At 63.2% G+C, this 17,149-nt stretch carries 18 protein-coding genes; 3 read left to right on the top strand and 15 right to left on the bottom strand.

What is annotated here, in order from left to right; all coding sequences use genetic code 11:
• The 8 genes from ACI6S0_RS13860 to ACI6S0_RS13825 are packed head-to-tail and all read right to left on the bottom strand — an operon-like array spanning position 1 to position 7,515.
• Positions 1-180, bottom strand: coding sequence for a DUF6760 family protein (locus ACI6S0_RS13860; RefSeq protein WP_017498956.1), 180 nt, complete (start codon positions 178-180; stop codon positions 1-3).
• Positions 180-575, bottom strand: coding sequence for a hypothetical protein (locus ACI6S0_RS13855; RefSeq protein ID WP_017498957.1), 396 nt, complete (start codon positions 573-575; stop codon positions 180-182). Before ACI6S0_RS13855 ends, ACI6S0_RS13860 begins: the two co-directional genes overlap by 1 nt.
• A 22-nt stretch (positions 576-597) precedes the next feature.
• Positions 598-1,032 carry a phage tail protein gene (locus ACI6S0_RS13850; protein WP_434403389.1) on the bottom strand — a complete coding sequence of 145 codons (435 nt, stop codon included), beginning with the start codon at positions 1,030-1,032 and terminating at the stop codon, positions 598-600.
• 22 nt (positions 1,033-1,054) lie between these two features.
• Positions 1,055-2,587 (bottom strand): phage tail sheath family protein, encoded by a 1,533-nt coding sequence (locus ACI6S0_RS13845; RefSeq protein WP_434403388.1) that lies wholly within the window; start codon positions 2,585-2,587, stop codon positions 1,055-1,057.
• A gap of 18 nt (positions 2,588-2,605) precedes the next feature.
• Entirely contained in the window at positions 2,606-3,604 is a 999-nt protein-coding gene (locus ACI6S0_RS13840) for a hypothetical protein (RefSeq protein WP_434403387.1), read from the bottom strand.
• Positions 3,605-3,623: 19 nt separating this feature from the next.
• A complete protein-coding gene (locus ACI6S0_RS13835) occupies positions 3,624-4,355 on the bottom strand; it encodes a hypothetical protein (RefSeq protein WP_214867049.1) in 732 nt (243 codons plus the stop codon).
• Complete coding sequence (locus ACI6S0_RS13830; protein ID WP_214867047.1) at positions 4,352-4,924, bottom strand: Pvc16 family protein; 573 nt, start codon at positions 4,922-4,924, stop codon at positions 4,352-4,354. Before ACI6S0_RS13830 ends, ACI6S0_RS13835 begins: the two co-directional genes overlap by 4 nt.
• Positions 4,924-7,515, bottom strand: coding sequence for an ATP-binding protein (locus ACI6S0_RS13825; RefSeq protein ID WP_434403386.1), 2,592 nt, complete (start codon positions 7,513-7,515; stop codon positions 4,924-4,926). Before ACI6S0_RS13825 ends, ACI6S0_RS13830 begins: the two co-directional genes overlap by 1 nt.
• 305 nt (positions 7,516-7,820) lie before the next feature.
• Here ACI6S0_RS13825 and ACI6S0_RS13820 point away from each other — a divergent pair, with 305 nt between their 5' ends.
• Positions 7,821-8,444 (top strand): winged helix-turn-helix domain-containing protein, encoded by a 624-nt coding sequence (locus ACI6S0_RS13820; protein ID WP_434403385.1) that lies wholly within the window; start codon positions 7,821-7,823, stop codon positions 8,442-8,444.
• Here the strand turns inward: ACI6S0_RS13820 and ACI6S0_RS13815 are convergent.
• The 5 genes from ACI6S0_RS13815 to ACI6S0_RS13795 form a co-directional block, all read right to left on the bottom strand.
• The gene (locus ACI6S0_RS13815; protein WP_434403384.1) at positions 8,421-8,789 is read right to left on the bottom strand and encodes a phage integrase central domain-containing protein; all 369 of its coding nucleotides are present in this window, start codon (positions 8,787-8,789) and stop codon (positions 8,421-8,423) included. The genes ACI6S0_RS13820 and ACI6S0_RS13815 overlap by 24 nt on opposite strands.
• Positions 8,738-9,049: an Arm DNA-binding domain-containing protein gene (locus ACI6S0_RS13810; protein WP_251007880.1), complete on the bottom strand. Its 312-nt coding sequence runs from the start codon at positions 9,047-9,049 to the stop codon at positions 8,738-8,740. Before ACI6S0_RS13810 ends, ACI6S0_RS13815 begins: the two co-directional genes overlap by 52 nt.
• A 412-nt stretch (positions 9,050-9,461) precedes the next feature.
• Positions 9,462-10,160 (bottom strand): hypothetical protein, encoded by a 699-nt coding sequence (locus ACI6S0_RS13805; RefSeq protein WP_434403383.1) that lies wholly within the window; start codon positions 10,158-10,160, stop codon positions 9,462-9,464.
• Positions 10,161-10,173: 13 nt separating this feature from the next.
• Entirely contained in the window at positions 10,174-11,295 is a 1,122-nt protein-coding gene (locus tag ACI6S0_RS13800; RefSeq protein WP_434403382.1) for an AlbA family DNA-binding domain-containing protein, read from the bottom strand.
• A gap of 1 nt (position 11,296) precedes the next feature.
• Positions 11,297-12,145, bottom strand: a complete 849-nt coding sequence (locus ACI6S0_RS13795; RefSeq protein ID WP_434403381.1) for a hypothetical protein — start codon at positions 12,143-12,145, stop codon at positions 11,297-11,299.
• 228 nt (positions 12,146-12,373) lie between these two features.
• Here ACI6S0_RS13795 and ACI6S0_RS13790 point away from each other — a divergent pair, with 228 nt between their 5' ends.
• Together ACI6S0_RS13790 and ACI6S0_RS13785 are read left to right on the top strand one after the other, a co-directional pair.
• On the top strand, positions 12,374-12,847 hold the full coding sequence (locus ACI6S0_RS13790; protein ID WP_434403380.1) for an OB-fold nucleic acid binding domain-containing protein: 474 nt from the start codon (positions 12,374-12,376) through the stop codon (positions 12,845-12,847).
• The gene (locus ACI6S0_RS13785; RefSeq protein ID WP_434403379.1) at positions 12,834-13,118 is read left to right on the top strand and encodes a hypothetical protein; all 285 of its coding nucleotides are present in this window, start codon (positions 12,834-12,836) and stop codon (positions 13,116-13,118) included. The genes ACI6S0_RS13790 and ACI6S0_RS13785 overlap by 14 nt, the downstream gene beginning before the upstream one ends.
• A 50-nt stretch (positions 13,119-13,168) precedes the next feature.
• Here ACI6S0_RS13785 and ACI6S0_RS13780 read toward each other — a convergent pair whose 3' ends face one another.
• Positions 13,169-14,098, bottom strand: coding sequence for a hypothetical protein (locus ACI6S0_RS13780; RefSeq protein WP_434403378.1), 930 nt, complete (start codon positions 14,096-14,098; stop codon positions 13,169-13,171).
• A complete protein-coding gene (locus tag ACI6S0_RS13775; protein WP_434403377.1) occupies positions 14,098-17,091 on the bottom strand; it encodes a TrlF family AAA-like ATPase in 2,994 nt (997 codons plus the stop codon). The genes ACI6S0_RS13780 and ACI6S0_RS13775 overlap by 1 nt, the downstream gene beginning before the upstream one ends.
• Positions 17,092-17,149 lie beyond the last annotated feature (58 nt).

Below are 17,149 nucleotides of genomic sequence, written 5' to 3'. Positions count from 1 at the left end.
CTACAGCCCCGCGAACGGATCGTCGGGCGCGCCGCCGAGACGGCGGTTGATGCCGGAAATCTCCCGGCACCAGCGGCGGCGCTCGCCATGCTCCATGGTCATCAGCGTCTCGCTGCTCCAGTGGAAATGCGCGGCGATGAACGCCATTTCCCCGTAAAGTTCGGCCACGGGGTAGGCCATCAGGCTTCCCCCAGCACGGGCATCCCGCCGACCGTGCGGCCATTGGAGGATGCTGCGGCGGCCGCGACGGGGACGCCGTCCGGTTCCTCGGCCGAATTGATGTCCTCGTAGAGCTGACGCAGATATTCGATGTCGCAGGCGAACAGCCCCTCGATCAGCCCGGTGTCGACATGCGGCATATTACCGAGCCGGGTGATGACGCGCGCGAGGATGATGACGGTGAGATAGGCCGGGTTCGACTGCACGCGCGGATCGCGCAGCGGCAGGATCTCGTCCGCCGCCGTGGCGAGGCGCATGACGCCGCGCTTGTGGAGAAGGCCGGTCTCGTCGATATAGCCCTTGGGCAAAGTGAACTCGACTTCGGTGCGGAAGCCGGCGGCGGATATGCGGTCCATGTCTGCTCTCCTCTCGCGGCCGTCAGCGGGTCCGCTCGATGCCTTCGTTCACCAGCTCGAGAAGCTCGATGAACACCTCATTGCCCTTGGCGTTGAGGTCGCTGGGATCGTATTTGGTGGGCCAGGCCTCCGAGACGAGGAAGCTCGCCTTGTCCGCGCCGGATTCGTCGATGACGATGATCTTCACGGATTTGCGGCCTTCCTTGATGCCGCCGCCGGCGATCTTCTTGTGCCACTCGTAGAGTTCCTGCGAGTCCGTGACGCCCCATTTGAGGGTGATGTTGCCGTACTTGGTCAGGCCCGGCAGCTTGCGGACATGGGTGGGGTCGATGCCCTCGCGATAGTCGATGGCCTCGTTGGTGGTCTCGCCGATCATCACCTCGCTGAAATAGGCCTGGGTGATCTGGTCGATCTCCACCCGGAAGCGCATGTTCCGGATCGGGTCGTTGCGTGCCATGCTGCGTCTCCTTGCGCGCCGGTCAGCTCTGGGCTTCGGCGGTGTTCTGGAAGATGCGGAAGATCACGAATTCGGCGGGGCGCACGGGCGCGATGCCGATCTCGCAGATCAGGCGGCCGTTCAGGATGTCGTCCTGCGTCATCGTCGAGCGGTCGCAGGCGATGGTGAAGGCCTGCTCCTCCGTCACGCCCATCAGCGCGCCGGCGCGCCACTGGGTGCGCAGGAATAGGCGGATGGTGTCCTTCACCCGCTCCCACAGGCGTTCGTCATTCGGCTCGAACACCACCCATTGCGTGCCCTCGTAGATCGAACGCTCGAGGAAGATGAACAGGCGCCGGACGCTGACATATTTCCACAGCGAGTTGGACGAGAGCGTGCGCGCGCCCCAGACGCGGATGCCGCGGCCGGGAAAGCGGCGGATGGCGTTGACCCCGCGTGGGTTCAGCACCTCCTGCACATTGTCGTCGACCAGATATTCAAGGTCGAAGACGCCGCGCAGCGTGTCGTTGGCGGGCGCCTTCCACACGCCGCGGTCGGTGTCCGTGCGGGCGTAGAGGCCGAGCGTGTGGCCGCCGGGGGGGACGAGCTTGCGCTGGCCGCTCTGCAGATCCGACACCCAGATCCACGGATAATAAAAGGCGGCGTATTGCGTGTCCCACTTGCTGCGCGGATCGACCGAATTGGGGTCGCCCATATTCTTGGCGGTGTCGACGACGGCGAAGCGGAACTGGCTCTTTTCGCAATGGGCGATGACGGCGGCGACGACGTCGTCGGGCGCGGCGGGCGCCTGCACCAACGCGACCTCGCGATAATCGTCGAGGTCGAGCGCCGAGAGGCCGGTGCGCAGATTGCTGTCGGCGTCCTCGCCCTTGAACTGGTTGACGCCGGGCGCGGCGCTGGCGTCCGCGCCGCCGGTCAGCTTGTCGAAGCCGGCGGAAGGCAGCGTGGTGAGCGGCGCCGGCGCGGTGACGGTGACGAGCGCGCTGTTGTCCTGAAGCCGTTTCTCGAAATAATCGGGCGAGGTGCGGTCGTCCCAGACGAGATTGTCGAAATCCTCCGCGAGCGTGGGCAGCGGCAGGCGCGGCGGCTGGGTGCGGTCGAACGGATCGGAGTAATTGCCGTCGGGCGAGGGCGTCTGCCAATAGGCGACCTGCAGGCGGAAGCCGATCGGCGTGTCGCCCTTCTTGGTGCTGCTCTCCACGATCTTCACGAACACCCGGTCGCCCCAGGAGCCGGGACCGATCGCGTCGATCTGCAGCCCGCCCGCGGTCCGCGTGGAGACGGTCGCGTCGGGACCGACGATACGGCAGATGAAGGCGCGTCGGCCGCCATTTTCGAAGAAGCCAGACACCGCGTCGGGCATATATTTGCCGTCCGCGAAGACCGAACCGAAATGCCGGCGATAGTCGTTGAAGCTGGTGACGAGCCGGGGCTTGGTCCGCCCGCGCTCCGTCTCGCCCAGAAAGGCGGAGGTGCTGGTCGCGACGCCCTCTATGGGGCGGGGACCACGCTCGATTTCCTCGATAAAGACGCCGGGCGCCAGATATTCTGCCATGTCAGCCTCCGTTCAATCTCAGGATGCGGGAGTGAGCGACGCCTTGGCGTCCTTGATCCAGACGTCGCCTTTCAGCTTGTCCCACGCGGCCTTGAGCGTCGCGATGTCGTCGGGGTCGAGCTTGAAGTCATAGTCGGCGGCGGCCTGCGTCTCGGCGGCGGCCTTCCAGCCGGCGAAGACGTCCTTGCGCTTCTGGTCGAGCGCGTCCGGGTCGATTAGATGGACCGCGCCATTGGCCTGGCTCTTGGCGGGGTCGAGCCAGTCGGCGAGATCATCATAGCCGGCGGTCTTGAGCGCGCCCGTCACCTTGTTGAGCGCCGATTTGGCGTTGGCGCTCAGGGTTCCGTCGCTGATCTGAAGATGTCTGGGCGCGACCTCCAGCCAGAAGCTCAGGATCGGGGCGTCCGTAGTGTCCGCGGTGTTGATCGCGGCGCTGAGCGTGTTGATCTGCGGCAGATAGCCGTCGACGATCTTGCCGATCGCGGCTTCGGGCGCGGACCAGTCGGCGTGGCGCGCGGCCCAGTCCTTGGTCGCCTGCTGCGCGTCGGTGCGCGCCTTTTCCTTCGCGCCGACGAAGGTGGCCATTTTCGTCGCCAGCGCGGCGCGGGCCTTGAGCAGCTTGCCGAGTGGTTTGGTCACATCGCCGATCAGCGGCGTCCAGTTGTCGAGCGCGACCAGCATGTCGGCCGCCGCGCGGTCGAACTCTTTGTCCGCCTGCTTCATCTTGACGCGCAGCGTGCCGTCGGACGCAAAGGCGGCGCGATAGGATTTGACGATGGCGTCGCGCGCGGCCTGCTTCTCCAGCGCGAACAGGTCCGTCGCCGCCGTTTCGATGGGCTTCATCAGGTCGGCGAGCGCGCGGCTGATCGCGATGTCGCGGACATAATCAAGCGGAGGCGGAGGGGCGGGCGCCGCAGCAGCGCCTCCCCCGGCCGCTCCGGGGGGCGTAACGGTCTGATCGCCGCCCGCGGGGAGGGCGGTCGTTGCGGAGTCGATGGTGTCAGTGTCGCCGGTCATGCGAATTCTCCTCATCGCCTCACGGTGCCGGAGGCAGGGTTGGCTCGGTGGCGGAAAGGGCGGCCCAGCCGAACGGGGCGGGGGCACGAAACAGTTGGTTGCGGCGCATCGGCAGTAGGGCCGAGAAGCGGGGCGCGCCGGCGCGCTCCACGCTGATCCAGCCGATGATCGCGCCGTCCGCGACGCGAGGGTCGGCGGTCGTGGGGACGCGCGGCATCGGCGCGTCGTCGCCCAGCGATCCGACCATCGCGACGAAGCCGCCGCGGACGTCGGTGACGCCGGTATAGGCGCCGTCGAGCGGGCCGGCGTCGCTGGCGGACTGGAGCATGATCTTCACCTTGGCGTCGGCGACGGGGACGGGCGGATCGACGGCCGCATCCTCCACCAGCATGCCCGCCACGCCGAGCCGGCCGGCCGGCGGCTCGTAAAGGCCGGTGGGCGTCAGCGTGGCGCGCTGGACGAGGACGGGAGTCTGCGGCGCGCGCATCGGCACCGCGACGGTGGCGCTATAGGGGGCGAACTGGCCGCGCGTCGCAACCGCCTCTATCGTCACGGTCCGGTTGGCAGGTGGCTCCGGATCGATCCAGACGAACTGGCCGAGTTTCGTGATGGTGGGCGGCCGGAAGCCCGGCGCCGTGACCGTCATCTGCTCGCCGGCCAGCTGGCCGGTGACGGGATCGACCAGTTCCAGCGCGAGCAGCACGCGCCGCTTGACGCGGTCCGCATGCGCGAGGGGGAAGAGCGCGGTCATGCGCTTTCCATCCAGGCGTGGCGCATGTCGCCGTCCGTGACCGGCGCGGCGGACGGGGCCGGCGCGCGCGGGTCAATCCAGACCGGGCTGGCGCGAAAGGCGATGGAGGAGCGGCAATTTTCATTGGGGAACAGGCCCCAGATGCGCGCCATCTCGTCCGAATTAAGCGAGAGGAGCGACAGCCACACTGCCTCCTGAAAGGCGAGGGGCACGGCGAGGGGCGATCCCGTCTCGATCGCGCGCACCGCGTCGGCCAGACGGCCGAGCCCGTCCGCGCCCGCCGGCGCGCCGGCGCCGACGGTGAGCAGATAGTGCAACTCCAGCGGAACGGCGGGTTCGAGCAGCACCGGGCTGTCATTGGCGGTGGGCCAAGGGCGGATGCGCTGCGCGTTGCGCAGGTCGGCGGCGGGCGTCACCAGGTAGAGGAACAGCACGAGGTCGGCGTCCGCCGCGCCTTCATTGGGTGAGGCGAGGCTGATCTTATAGGCGCTGGGCGGCACGCCAGGCTGATTGGCGAGCGACAGCCGCAGCATGTCGATGATCGCTGCGGTGACGAGGTCGAGCGCCATCACGCCGCCTCCCTGCCGTACGCCGCCTCTATGGCGTCGACGCGGGCGAGATCGGCGAAGCGGCCGAGCCGCACGAACTGGCTGCGCGCGCCGGCCAGCACGTCCTCCATGCGGATCAGTCGATCCGCCTCGGCGGCGAGCATGGCGGCGTGCAGCGCCATCTGGCGAATGACGCCGCCGGTGACGTCGAGGGCGAGGGCGAGTGGGCGCAGGGCGAGCGGCTTGGCGCGCAGGGGAACGGGGATCGACTGTTCCCAGATCAGCAGCCGGTCGCCGGCCGAGGGCCGCGGAAACTCCACCTTGAAACGCAGGCGGCGGGTGAAGGCGGCGTCGATTGATTCCGCATGGTTGCTGGTGAGGATGGCGAGGCCCGTGAAGCGCTGAATGCGCTGGAGGAGATAGGCGACCTCGATATTCGCGTAGCGGTCGTGGGCGTCGGTGATGCTGCTGCGCTTGCCGAACAGGGCGTCGGCCTCGTCGAACAGCAGCACGGCGCCGGCGTCCTGCGCATCGCCGAAGATGAGGTCGAGATTTTTCTCCGTCTCGCCGATATATTTGCTGACCACCTGCGCCAGTTCGATGACGTAGAGGTCGGCGCCGAGTTCGGTCGCGACGGCGTGGGCGGCGGTGGTCTTGCCGGTGCCGCTTTCGCCGGAAAACAGCGCCGCGACGCCGCGGCCGTCGGTGAGTTCGGCGAAGCCCCAGTCCTCCAGCACTTCGCGCGTGTGGCGAACATGGCTGACCAGTTCGCGAAGCTGGCCGCGCTGGATGGCGGGCAGGACGACCGCCTCGATTGCCGGCGGGGCGCCCGCGACGCGGGGCGCAGGCTCGACGCGGTGAGCGAGGCTGGGCAGGCGCGCGCCCGCCATGCGGCGGAAGCCGCCGAGCCAGTCATCCGCCTCCGGTCTGCTGGGCCGGCCATTGGCAGCCGCCAGCGTCTGCGCGAGCGCAATCGCCTGGGGAATGCGATCGAGTGCGATGGGGAAGGCGTCAGCAATATGTTCGGCCAGCGCGTCGTCTTCGACATTGTGACTCGACAAGGCGTTGGCAATGACTTCCTGCCGATCATGACGCGTCACCACAGGTAGGTCCGCGGAGACGATGTGGGATTCGGCCATGCCAGCGAGCCGCTCGGTCGCATTGGCGGCGATGAGATAGGGCGGCTGCGCGAACTGCGGCCAGGTAGCATTCAGCGCGCTCCACAACGCATCGCTTTCCGGACTTTTCCCGCCCAGATCGAAGATCAAGGTCCATCCCGCCAGTCGCGCGGCGCTGGCGAGCTCGGCAAGAGTCTCTGCGAGCATTTCGGGCGCGAGCGGGCTCGCGGGCGGCGCCAGGACGAGTGGCTTATCGGCGATGGCGACCGCTTCGACCACTGTCCAGCCGGGCGACGATCCGGTCAGGAAAATCGCGGATACCAGATCGCGGCCGATCAGCGCATGGCGCACGGCCGCACGGATCCGCCGTTTGCGGTCGGCAGAGAGCAAAGCAGCGGCGTCTTCGGGCGCGAGCCGATACAGCCGCCGGATCTCAGCGCCCAGCAGGGCATCGGAATCGCCGGTTACTAGCCAGTCGGCCAAGGCCTGCGGCAGGCGCAGCGGCATGTCGCCCGCCAAAGTGGCCGGCCCGGCACGCGGAACGATGCCGAGCCGGCGCAGCGGGTCGTTCAGCGCAAATGCGCCGCGAATGCTCGCAGGCGTCGTCTTGCGAATGCCCGCGGCGATGATCGCACAGGCCAGCCCGACTGACGGATAACGCCGCGAGAGATCGTCGTGTAGCGTGCCGAACAGGCGGTGGAAGCGAATGTCGAAATCGCTCGCGCCTGCGAGCAGCAAGAATTTGAGCGCCTGCTGATCATCATCGATCTTGCGGAACAGGATAGCGAGCGGCGCTTGAGCGTTCTCGGGGGCACGCAGCGACGCGACCAGCTTACGGAACAGCTTTTCGGGCCGCTCCGGCGCTTCGCCGAACAGGCTGACGAAGCCCTCGAGAAGCCGTTCCAACAGTTCCAGGTCTGGGACAAAGCCGGGTGCCTCATCCTTCCGGGGCGACCAGACATCAAGCAGCACGCGCGTCGCCGCTTCAACCCAGTCGAGCGACTGATCAATCAGGTCCGCGATCCGCCCGTCCACTTCGACGGCTAGCGGGGCGGGGGGATAGGCGGCCTGCGCGGCCTCTTCCGCTTCTTCGGCATCGTTCGGTTCGGTGCGCAGATGAAAGCGAAGGACACGCCCTTCGTTCGCGGGAGCCGCGGGGCGGGCGAGCATGTGAATGATGCGGCTGAGCTGATCGAAACTGAGATTGCGCATCGACAGGTTGGTGATGCCGGTCTCGATGGAAACGGCCAGCATGTGAACGTCGCTACGGGCCGCACGGATGGCCGACACGATCGCCGGAATGGCGGATTCCTGCCCGATGATGAGGATGACAGCGATCTCGGGTTGCTCCCAGATCATGACGACGGCCTGCTCCACGCTGACGGGGGCCTCGCTCGCCAGGGTGACATTGGGGTCGAGCGCAAGTCGTTGCCCGATAGCGTCGAACGGATCTTGCGGCCCATCTTTCACGAGAAGAACGTTGCAGGTCTCCAAGAGCGCGGCCTCCCTGGTCAAGGCTGTCAGGGTAGCGCGCCGGTGCCCAGACGATATGGCTCACGACGGATCAGACCATTCCGGCCCATCCTGCATGGCTGGGCCTCCATCGAAAGGATCAGGACGTAGGCTTGGCGGATGGATCGGAGACAGACCTTTTGGTTCAGAAAAGGTCTATCCACTGCCTTGCGAGGATCAGCTTGCAGACCGTCAAGACGCTGCTCGCCCGGCTCGTTAACAAGGGCGTTCGCCCATGAGGTGGAGGGGCGGCGCTATCTCTATCGGTCCCTCGTGGCGCGAGGCCTATGTCGCGGGAGAATCCCGGCGGCTGGTCGAAAGACTGCTCGGCGGTCGGGTTGGACCGCCGGTGGAGCATTTCGCCGAGGTCCCAGCAACTCACCGATGAGGATATCGTCGAAACCCATATGAGCCGACTGCGCACCAAGTTGAACGAGGGTGGACGTGGGGATGCGATCCGCACGGTCCGGGGATCGGGCTATATGGTGCTGAGCAGCGGCACGGCGCAGGGGATCATCGAGGGGGACTATGCCCCCCGCGTGCCGGTCGATGGATCGAGCAGCGAGTTCGACCGGATATCGACCATCCTCAACCAGATGCTCGGCCGGATCGAGGAACTGATGGGTTCCCTGCGGCAGGTATCAAGTGATCTTGCGCATGACATGCGCACCCCGCTCGGCCGCATCCGCCAGGATATGGAGCGGCTCGCTACCGCGACGAACGAGCCGGACACCAGCCAATCGGCGGAACGCGCCACGGTCGACATCGACGCGCTGCTCGATCTGTTCGCTGGCCTGTTGGGGGGGGCGCGAGGTGCGCGGCTTTGCAGCCCGGAAACGCTTTGTCGGATTGCAATTGGACGAGATGGTGACCGATGTTGTCGATACCTATCGGCCAGCCTTCGACGATGACGGTCTGACAGTCGACCTGCAGGCGGTAGAGGTGCGGGGCGATGCGCAATCGCTCAAGCACCCAGTCGCCAATCTGCTGGAAAACATCCTGGCCCATGCCGGTAAAGGCATGGCTGCGAAATGCCCTTCTTGCTTGGGTTGTCGCGGCAGCCCCTTGGTGATCGCGCGCATGGGTGCTTCAGTCTGGCGATAGTCCGACGCATATGTCCAATGGAGAACAGTGCCGATCCGTTGCCGGACCCGTCGCGCCGTCTCGGGCTTGGCGAGCCTGATATCCGCCAGCGCGTTGCGGATCATGGGCCCTGTAATCTCATTGGCCCGCACATGGCCGATGTGCGGGAACACATAAGCCTCGAGCGTCTGGAGCCACTGTTTCTCGTGCTTCTGGTTCCGCCTGTCTTGCTGTGCGCCGCGATCACCTTGGCAGCCGCCTGACGAAATGTGGGGATGCCCTGTGCCTTGCGCCGCTCGAAGATTGGATCCAGCCCTAGCTCCACCCAGGTTCGGATTTCTCGCGCCCGCTCCCGAGCGGTTGCCAGCGAGACTTTCGACGCGCTCCCCAAACCAAAATCGCCTCGATTCCCATCCTTCTGCGCCCGGCACATCCAGCTTTTCCCACCGCCGGGTTTGATGAAGAGGAACAGGCCATCGCCATCGCTAAGCCGCCCAGGTCATGTTGCTGCTTTCACAGCGGTTGCGGAAAGTTTTCCCATGCCACCAAATCTCCCACATTTCCAATCGGTCACCGGTGGACTGGCAGGGATGAACGTGGATGCGAAGCACGCTGAAAGCCGCAGAAAAGCTGGGCTTTTCTGATTCGAAACGGATGTGAAAGGACAGGATGATGGCGGAGCGGGAGGGATTTTTCGGCAGCCATAAGGCCATGAAAAACAGATGGAAAATTATTCTATGCCGCTCAGCCCCACACTTAGGCCCACATGCCCTTATAGCCCCCATGTTTCGCCGTGGAGATCTAGCTTCGGTCGAAGGCACCGTTTGGACGACGTGCATCGACTACTAAGCCTCAGCGGGCTTGCGTTGTCGCATCCGCCATTCGTGTGCCTTGTCCAGCCGGCTCTCGACATACTCGCCGAGCGCTTCGACCTCGCCGATCGCTCTAAGTAGTGCTTCGGCCGTGACCTTGATAGTTGGCATAAGAAAGGAGGCGAACGAGCCGTCTTCTGACGTCAAGGTCGAAATCTCATCGTCGCCAATGAAGTATGGCCGCGGGTGCTTTTCCAAAGTCGCCTTGTCATGGCTAACGGTGAGCGTAGTCAGGCACTCACCATGCTGCCCGCGGTTGCGGGCAAGCACGATTTGCTCGATCAATGCGCGGTCGACCTTGCAGTCGTTCCAGTCTGTTTCGAGAATCTCGCCGAGCGCCTCGAAATAGGCGGGCACAAATCCTCCAGCGAACGCCTTTTTCTGGTTTTCGAACGAGAAGCCAATGACGCGGTCAGACAGCGTCTTGAAATAGAGCTTGAGCGTATCCGATAGCATCGAGACACAAGTGATTCCCAGTACTGATAGCGCCTGCTCAGCGTCCATCCACTCCTCAAGATAGGCCGGCTCCGGATCTTCGCTATAGGGCGGGTCATCGAATGGCGGCAATTCGTTCTCGATGCGGTGCTTCACATCGACGAACGCCTTGGCACTCTCCGCAAAGAAGAAGCAGATGAACGCGGTGCGGCTTTTCAGGAAATAAAGCGCGTCCATCGACTGTTCCTTTCTAGCGCTGCGGCCTCGGCGGGTTCTCGACACCGAATAGGCGCCAGAACCCTTCGACGAGGGGCTGCAGCGAATCCTCGGACATCGCGTCGTCGATGATCTCACCAAGATACGCCGAATCCTGCCAGGCCGCATCCGTCCAGTGATGGTCCGACATGATCAGGCGGAAGTCCTTCAGCCCGGTCACGCTCGCCATCACGATCCACGGACCTTCGACGCCAACGCTTCGCAGGATTGTCGTCGTGCTGCGGACGGCCCCCGGCAGGTGGTCGACGACATATTTGGGCCAGATGATCTTCTGTCCGTCGGCGAGACGCCCGATCGCCCACGCGAAATCAAGATAGCCCCGTCGGTGGTTTACTGACCATGCGCGTGCGCCTTGCTCTTCTCGGTTCGCAATCACGATGAGTCCGTCTAGACCAACGATCCAGTCGATCCCGCCCATCGGATCGGGTGGCATCACTGCGTTGTCCCGGGTAATCCTGACATCGCGCGCCTTGCGAAGCACCGACAGTGGCGCAACGGTGACGATTAGTGTCGGGCGATCATGAATGCGGCAGGGCATGTCCTTGCCGCCGATCGCGACGACCGCCTTGTGGTGGAGGTCGCGAACTTTCTCAGGAAGATCAGCGGAGGCAGCGAATGCCTGGCGGATCTCGGCTGTACTCATCTCGAAATTGCCTCGGTTCGCACGCCGATAGAAGCGGCTGCTCTTCTCATAGACCACTCGGTGTGGCGCTATCAGGCTCGCGCCCACCCGCATGATAAGGACGACCTTGTCGCCCCGCCATGCTATCTCCTGAACTCGGAACAGCGGCACGCGAGGGTCGATGCAGCTTCGCAGCTGATCGTCGATCCGGCGGAGCCCTTCATCGAGACCGGCTTTGTCGATGCCGACGATTTCCTGCGCGGTGCCGTTCTTGTCTTCGCGCAAGCCCACGATGATGTCCCCACCATCGGTGTTCGCGAATGCTGTAACATCGGCCAGGAAGTCCCGGACACCCTTGTGGTCGCCGGGGGGGAACGCCTCCTTGAAATCGAGCGTCGCACCTTCGCTCCGCCGGTAGGTCACCAGCGCTTCGATATCGGCGAGCGTGATCTGATCGAGCGCACGTTCGATCACATTAGTGACCCAGGATCGTCCGCATACGGCCCTGAAGCGCTTGGCTCAGCGCGGCGCGGCCCTCATTGTTGTTCAGATAAGGAATGTAACGAAGGTGCTGAAGGTCAAACGGCACGTCCTGGCGGTTCTGGGCGATGATGATCACTTCGCGGCCCAGCGTGTGCGCGATGCCGGCTTCGTAGAACACGTTCGGATTTCTGCCGGTTAGGTCGCACACGACGATGCGCGCGCGGTCGAGTAGGCTCACCACATCCTGAATGATGCCGGGCGCTTCCCAGATCTCGTCGGCACGCCGCGGCAAGAGGCCACAGGCCGCACTAGCCTCTTGGATCGTCGCATAGACGGGTGCGAACGCGGCATCGAACGGCATCATGACCGAGACGAGCTGCGGTTCGATGGCTTCATGTTCGGGGATAGCAAAAACCGATGGCCGCTGGCGGCGCGGGTTCACGCTCCGATAGAGGACGCGATAAAGGTCGACATCCTTGAGCGCCCAGTGGTTTCGACTCCAATCCCAGTCATGCCGGTGCCGGTCCATGTCGAGCCGAGCCTTCTGCGCGAACAGGAAGCTGTTCGTCATTGGGGGCACGTCGGGATCGAGCGCATATTCGAACCGCACCTCGCCGTTGGCTATGCGCGCGGCCGTTACCGTTCCCACGCGGCAAATTTCGTTGCCGATACCCTCGGGAATGAACAGACAAGGGAACGCTCGCAGCCGGTCTAGCGCGGGAAGGCCGCCCTCGGTGAACTGCGCGGCGAGGTTGGGGTCAGTATATTCGAATACCCGCCCGACCTCTATCGATGCTGTCGGGTCGTTCCAATCATAGTGACGCATGATGACATTGAACATGACGGTCGCACTCCCCCCAATGAGTCCTTCTTGCCCATAGCAACAGGCCGTCATCAAGAGGGGCATTGCCAGCGTCGTCGTTTCTCTCGCTTATTTTCTCCGCCATGCTTGCGGGAAGTCATCGCAGAGCCGCGAACCACTCCGCATAAGGCGTGTTGCGCGCCATATAGCGATTATAATCCGGGACGCCGTCATCCGCTGCAATTTCTGCGCGCCGAGCTGGACGGCATGCGCATCGTCAAATGCGCCGATCTCCCGAACATTCGAGACGGTCGCAATGTCGAGGTCGCCGGCGTCATCCTCGTGCGCCAGCGCCCCGGATCGGCGAAGGGCGTGTTGTTCGTGACGATCGAGGATGAGACCGGCGTTGCTCAGGGCATCCTCTGGCCAGATCGCTTTGAAACCTATCGCCGCCAGGTCATGTCCGCCTCGATGATCGCGATGCGGGGCAAGCTCCAAAAGGAAGGCGAGGTCATCCATATCATCTGCGATCGCATCACCGATCACGACGCGATGCTGCGCTCGATCGCCGGGCGCGATTTCCGGGTGATGCCGGGCCATGGCGATGGGGCGACCAGTGGTGGTGGCCCTGATCCCCGCGACGCCGGCTTCCCGAAGGGACGAACGCTATCCTACCGTCCATTCAACTTGGTGCCCGATGAGGAAGAGACGATGCGCATCCGCAGCCATGACTTCCATTAAGTCCGATGCGCGCGCTGCCGGCACCATCACAAGAGCCCTCAATGTTTTGCGCGAGGCAGCCTCCGCTGGCGAACAGATGCAGACGCGCGGCGTCGCGCTAGCGCTCTGGGATCTGCGTCAATGGTGCCCGGATGACTGGCTCGTTGCCTTCTGGGACGCGGCGGGTTCGGACCACGATATCGGGCGCAGCCAGGGGCTGCACGCGGCCTACAACGGCATCGTCCGCCAACTCAGAACGAACGGGCGGATACCTATAAAGCATCCGACATGACGGCCAACTCGAAGCCGATCTCGCGCACATGAAAATCCATGTTTGATCTCCTAACCGCTGATGCCTGCCATTTTCTGTGCGCGCGCTCGACGACGCTGCTCGCGACGGACGTAATTGTCAGAAAGACGCGCGAGATCGGCGACGTCGATGCCGGGGTCACGTCCAATCAAAAACTTGCTGGCGAAATGGTCAATCAGCCACTGTGATGCCTGAAACTTGTGCCGAATTTCGCGTCGTGCCTGCGCCAGCTGCTGATTGGTCGCCGCGAAAATGCCACGCCCCTTCAGCACCGCTGTTACCGCATCCTCTTTCCGCTTGCGTCCGGATGCCCCGCGACAATTCACCGCGACATGGTGCGCGAGCGATTCAGCGAAGATCTTCTTGCACAACAGGATGTCGAGATCGGGCCTGAGCACGCGGTCATAGGCCTGGGTGATATTCGCGCTCGCAAAGACCTCACGATAGAACGCCGCGGTTCTATCCTCGAGCACGCCGACGCTAATCTCGTTCTCGGGAGCGATTGTGAGATACCACGGCGTGGGTAGAGAGAGACGAAGCTGGGTTGCGAGCCACATCCCGAAGCAGGCTGCGAAAACGCAGCACAGGTTGTTTTGCGTCGCGACGTTGATGACCCGGAGTCGGGCGGCGAGATCCCCCCAGCTGCAGAATTCGTTGGCTGGTCTGACGTGGAGACCATCAGCGGCCGAGCCGTGGCAGTCGAAGTGCAGGATTGGCCGGAGCCCCGTACTAGCAGCAGATGCAACGCTATCCAGAAGGATAAACAGTTCGGCGCGGTTGCGAACCACCTTCTCCTCGAAGGCGAAGTGTCCAGCATTCGCCATCACGGTCAAATCTTCAACCATCCTACGCGACGGATTGAGCTCGTGATCGCCGAGTGAGCGGATCCAGATGACACTGTTGATGAGGACAGTGTCAGTGAGGCTGATGCCGCTTGGCGAGCGCGAGACCGTATCAACCATCAGCGCTCAAGCGCCACACGCAGGCGCTTCGCGCGTTGCTTGAACGCGTTCTCGCCGCCTTCCAGGATGTTGCAAACCTGCTGACGCATCGCATCTTGGTCTAGACCGCCTGAGACGTAGGAAATTGGCGGCAATTGACCTGGCGTGTGGGCTCCCGCCGTCGCAACGATAATCTGATCCGCGTCGGTATTGACGACAAGGTTGGCATTGTGGGTCACCATGATGACCTGTCGCTTGGTCTTCGCTGCGATAAACAAATGGACCAGCTCGTCAAAGATCGATTTCGGGTCGAGGTTCTCCTCCGGCTGGTCGATGATGAGCGGCCGATCATCAGCGTCGTCGAGCGCCAAATATAGGAGTAGTAAGACGATACCGCGCGTACCCGGCGACAGCTTGGTGATATCAGTGCCTTCGTACTCGATGCCGTACTGAAGCGAGATATGGTCGGTGCTGTAGAGCCATTTGGCGAAGCGGCGCAGCCAGCCGCGATAGGCAGTCACGTCTTCCTTCTTCACGTTGGCGACCTCTACCAGCTCATCCTGCCATTCGTCGGCGAAATGCTGAAGCGCATGTTCGATCGCCGACGCGTCGCCCGTTTCCCACGCATGGCGCATATTGGTCCCGGCCCAGGTTTCAATCTTTCCCTTGCCCTTGAAATCACCGGCCCGCCGAAGATCGAAAAGCTGCTCGCCCTCGGATGCCCACGCGCTGACATCGGCTTTGCGAGCCGCGGTGAAAGAGAGCTTTTCCAACGAGCCCTTGCCGTTGTGCAGGCGGTCCATCAGTGGTTTGTAAAGCTCGTTGAGGACCGACTCTTCCGCAATCACGGACTGGAAGACGCGGATGTAGGCTGACCGCCGGTTTTTGTCGTGCTCCTTTGATCGCTCATTCCAGCCTTCGGCCTCGGTCAGGGCGGTCCGAGTGTTTTCCAGATCCGTGTTTTCCGCGGCGATACGCTGGCTGAGATTCACGAGTTTGCGGCGTGCATCCTCGTCAATGTTGATGAGCGACTGTAGACGATCGCGCTCGGCCTCAAGACGGCTGAGCGTTTGCTTGTTCGGGTCGGCACCGTCGGGAAGATATGACTGCGTCTTGTCGGTGAGTGCCGATGGTGCTTGGCCGCGCCAGCCGTCAGCATCCTTCTGGGCTTTGGCTATCTGGGCCGTGAGCGCTGTGTCCACGTCGCCGGCATAACGTTGTAGGAAATCTTCCCAATCGGCATCTTCGAGACGAGCAGCGGCATAATTCGCCTTCGTTTCGCGCAGGTTCTCCGGCGCGGTGAAGGCTCGGAAGCCTTCCACTTCGTCCTGAAGCCGGAGGAGTGCCTCCTTCTTGGACACAAAGTGATTGATGTTGCGATTGACCTTCTCGATCGCGTTGATGATGAGCGCCAGCGCGTTCGCTCGGGTCTCGGTGTCCTTGCTGGTAACGAGCTTCTTCCGGTCGTCTTCGAAACCTTTGACCAGCTTCTCCTTCTGCGCGATCCTACCCTTCAGGGTGACGATCTGACCCTTCTTTTCGCGCTCGAGGCCGATGGCGTCGGAAAGATTAATGACGGCGGCCGCGTCACGTTCTCGTGCGGCCCGAAAGCGGCTGGCTCGCAGGTCGCGAAGTTCGTCGAAACTCAGGCAACCGTCGGTCGCGGGCTGCGCGTCGAAAATGACGCGCTCGATTTCTTCCATCAGTTCGTCGGTCATGCCGTCTGCCGAGCAAAGCTTTTCAACGAACTTCTGCGACAGATAGCGAGCGCTCGGATAACGACCGCCAAAGTCAGGATCGTACTCGTAATCGAGCAGCTCGCGGGCGACCGTGTCGCCAGATCCCCAAGTCAAACGAACCTCGGCATCGCGCAATAGCGGTCCAGCGCGGAAGATGAAGGACGCCTCGGTCAGATGTTCAGCGGCTGCATCGCAGCCGGTTGCAATAGCGTCGGCAAGGGCGGTCTTTCCCGAGCCACGCGCGCCGATTATGGTAACGAGCCCAGGATTCAAATCCATGACCGAAGTCGTCGCCCATGGTGCGTTCACGAACTCGATGCGCGAGATCACTCGCGACGGCGGCGCCTGCATCGGTGGAGTGGCCCCGACATAGGCTCGGCCCTCTGGGTCAATGACGGCTTGGCGCAATGCGTCGAACGTTGGTTCACCCTTGATCCAGCACAGCCGATCTTCGTCCGGAGCGCCGACCTTGTCGATTTCATGGGCATCGCTGCCGTGGATGCACGGCTTCAGGTCGCCGTAGCGCTGACGGATCTGGTCGGGGCTCAGGCTTTTCTTGCCCAGCCAGAAATCGCGTTGCGCGGGGCTGCTCGCGAAAATGGCATGCGCAAACCGCTCGACTTCCTGTCTGGTCTTCCCCTCGGCCTCTCCCTGAAGTCCCGACGTTCCATCGGTCTTGCTGCCGGCGATGGCGATCAGGATGTTTCGATCCTTTGATGCCCAATGCATGTCGCGGTAGACGTCTTGCAGCTGCTGAAAGTTCACCTTGAACTGCGTTGCCCCCATAGCGATGGCGGCCTTGCCATCCAGCTTTGCGTCCACCGAGCGACCCAAACGGATGAGACCATCCTCGTTACAACTGTAGAGCGTGCCGTCCGCTCGGAAGGTAAGTTGCGAAAGGAGGTTTCTAGTTTCCAGAAGATGATTGGGATCATCTGGGCAAACCAGCAGATGCGCGTTTATCCAGCCGCCCTTGGGGAGGCCAAAGTCAAGCCGAAGTTCGACGTTCGGAAAGACGAGATCGACGGTCGCGAGCCGGCCATCGTCCGCTTTGGCCTTTCTCACGCGCTCGTAGGTATCGAGCAGGTAATAGTCAGTTATGCCGACCGCGCGGATGATCGGCGCCGAAGCTTCGATTTTCTTGAGATAGTCGTCGAAGTCTGATTCCTGTGCGCCAAATTGATCGTTGAGTGCGGTCCCGGGCGCGTGGAAATGAGGGTCCCAGCGCAGCCAGCGCGAGCCAGAGTTTGCGGTACTGGTTTCTTTGATGGCCACAATATTCCACCGACTTGGTCATGTTGATGAACAGGATCGTCTTCGCTCTCGGGGGTAC

Source organism: Sphingobium sp. DN12, from assembly GCF_051058005.1.
In the GTDB taxonomy this organism is placed as follows: Bacteria; Pseudomonadota; Alphaproteobacteria; order Sphingomonadales; family Sphingomonadaceae; genus Sphingobium; species Sphingobium yanoikuyae.
The sequence above is the reverse complement of the archived record's forward strand: the minus strand, read 5'-3'. Positions and strand labels throughout refer to the sequence as shown.

Excerpts from the sequence above, each read along its gene's own strand:
- ACI6S0_RS13835 (WP_214867049.1), bottom strand. The coding sequence starts at position 4,355 with ATGACCGCGCTCTTCCCCCTCGCGCATGCGGACCGCGTCAAGCGGCGC.
- ACI6S0_RS13845 (WP_434403388.1), bottom strand. The coding sequence starts at position 2,587 with ATGGCAGAATATCTGGCGCCCGGCGTCTTTATCGAGGAAATCGAGCGT.
- ACI6S0_RS13780 (WP_434403378.1), bottom strand. The coding sequence starts at position 14,098 with ATGGTTGATACGGTCTCGCGCTCGCCAAGCGGCATCAGCCTCACTGAC.
- ACI6S0_RS13810 (WP_251007880.1), bottom strand. The coding sequence starts at position 9,049 with ATGTGCCGGGCGCAGAAGGATGGGAATCGAGGCGATTTTGGTTTGGGG.
- ACI6S0_RS13820 (WP_434403385.1), top strand. The coding sequence starts at position 7,821 with ATGTCGCGGGAGAATCCCGGCGGCTGGTCGAAAGACTGCTCGGCGGTC.
- ACI6S0_RS13840 (WP_434403387.1), bottom strand. The coding sequence starts at position 3,604 with ATGACCGGCGACACTGACACCATCGACTCCGCAACGACCGCCCTCCCC.
- ACI6S0_RS13785 (WP_434403379.1), top strand. The coding sequence starts at position 12,834 with ATGACTTCCATTAAGTCCGATGCGCGCGCTGCCGGCACCATCACAAGA.
- ACI6S0_RS13805 (WP_434403383.1), bottom strand. The coding sequence starts at position 10,160 with ATGGACGCGCTTTATTTCCTGAAAAGCCGCACCGCGTTCATCTGCTTC.
- ACI6S0_RS13830 (WP_214867047.1), bottom strand. The coding sequence starts at position 4,924 with ATGGCGCTCGACCTCGTCACCGCAGCGATCATCGACATGCTGCGGCTG.
- ACI6S0_RS13795 (WP_434403381.1), bottom strand. The coding sequence starts at position 12,145 with ATGTTCAATGTCATCATGCGTCACTATGATTGGAACGACCCGACAGCA.
- ACI6S0_RS13860 (WP_017498956.1), bottom strand. The coding sequence starts at position 180 with ATGGCCTACCCCGTGGCCGAACTTTACGGGGAAATGGCGTTCATCGCC.
- ACI6S0_RS13790 (WP_434403380.1), top strand. The coding sequence starts at position 12,374 with ATGCGCATCGTCAAATGCGCCGATCTCCCGAACATTCGAGACGGTCGC.
- ACI6S0_RS13855 (WP_017498957.1), bottom strand. The coding sequence starts at position 575 with ATGGACCGCATATCCGCCGCCGGCTTCCGCACCGAAGTCGAGTTCACT.
- ACI6S0_RS13850 (WP_434403389.1), bottom strand. The coding sequence starts at position 1,032 with ATGGCACGCAACGACCCGATCCGGAACATGCGCTTCCGGGTGGAGATC.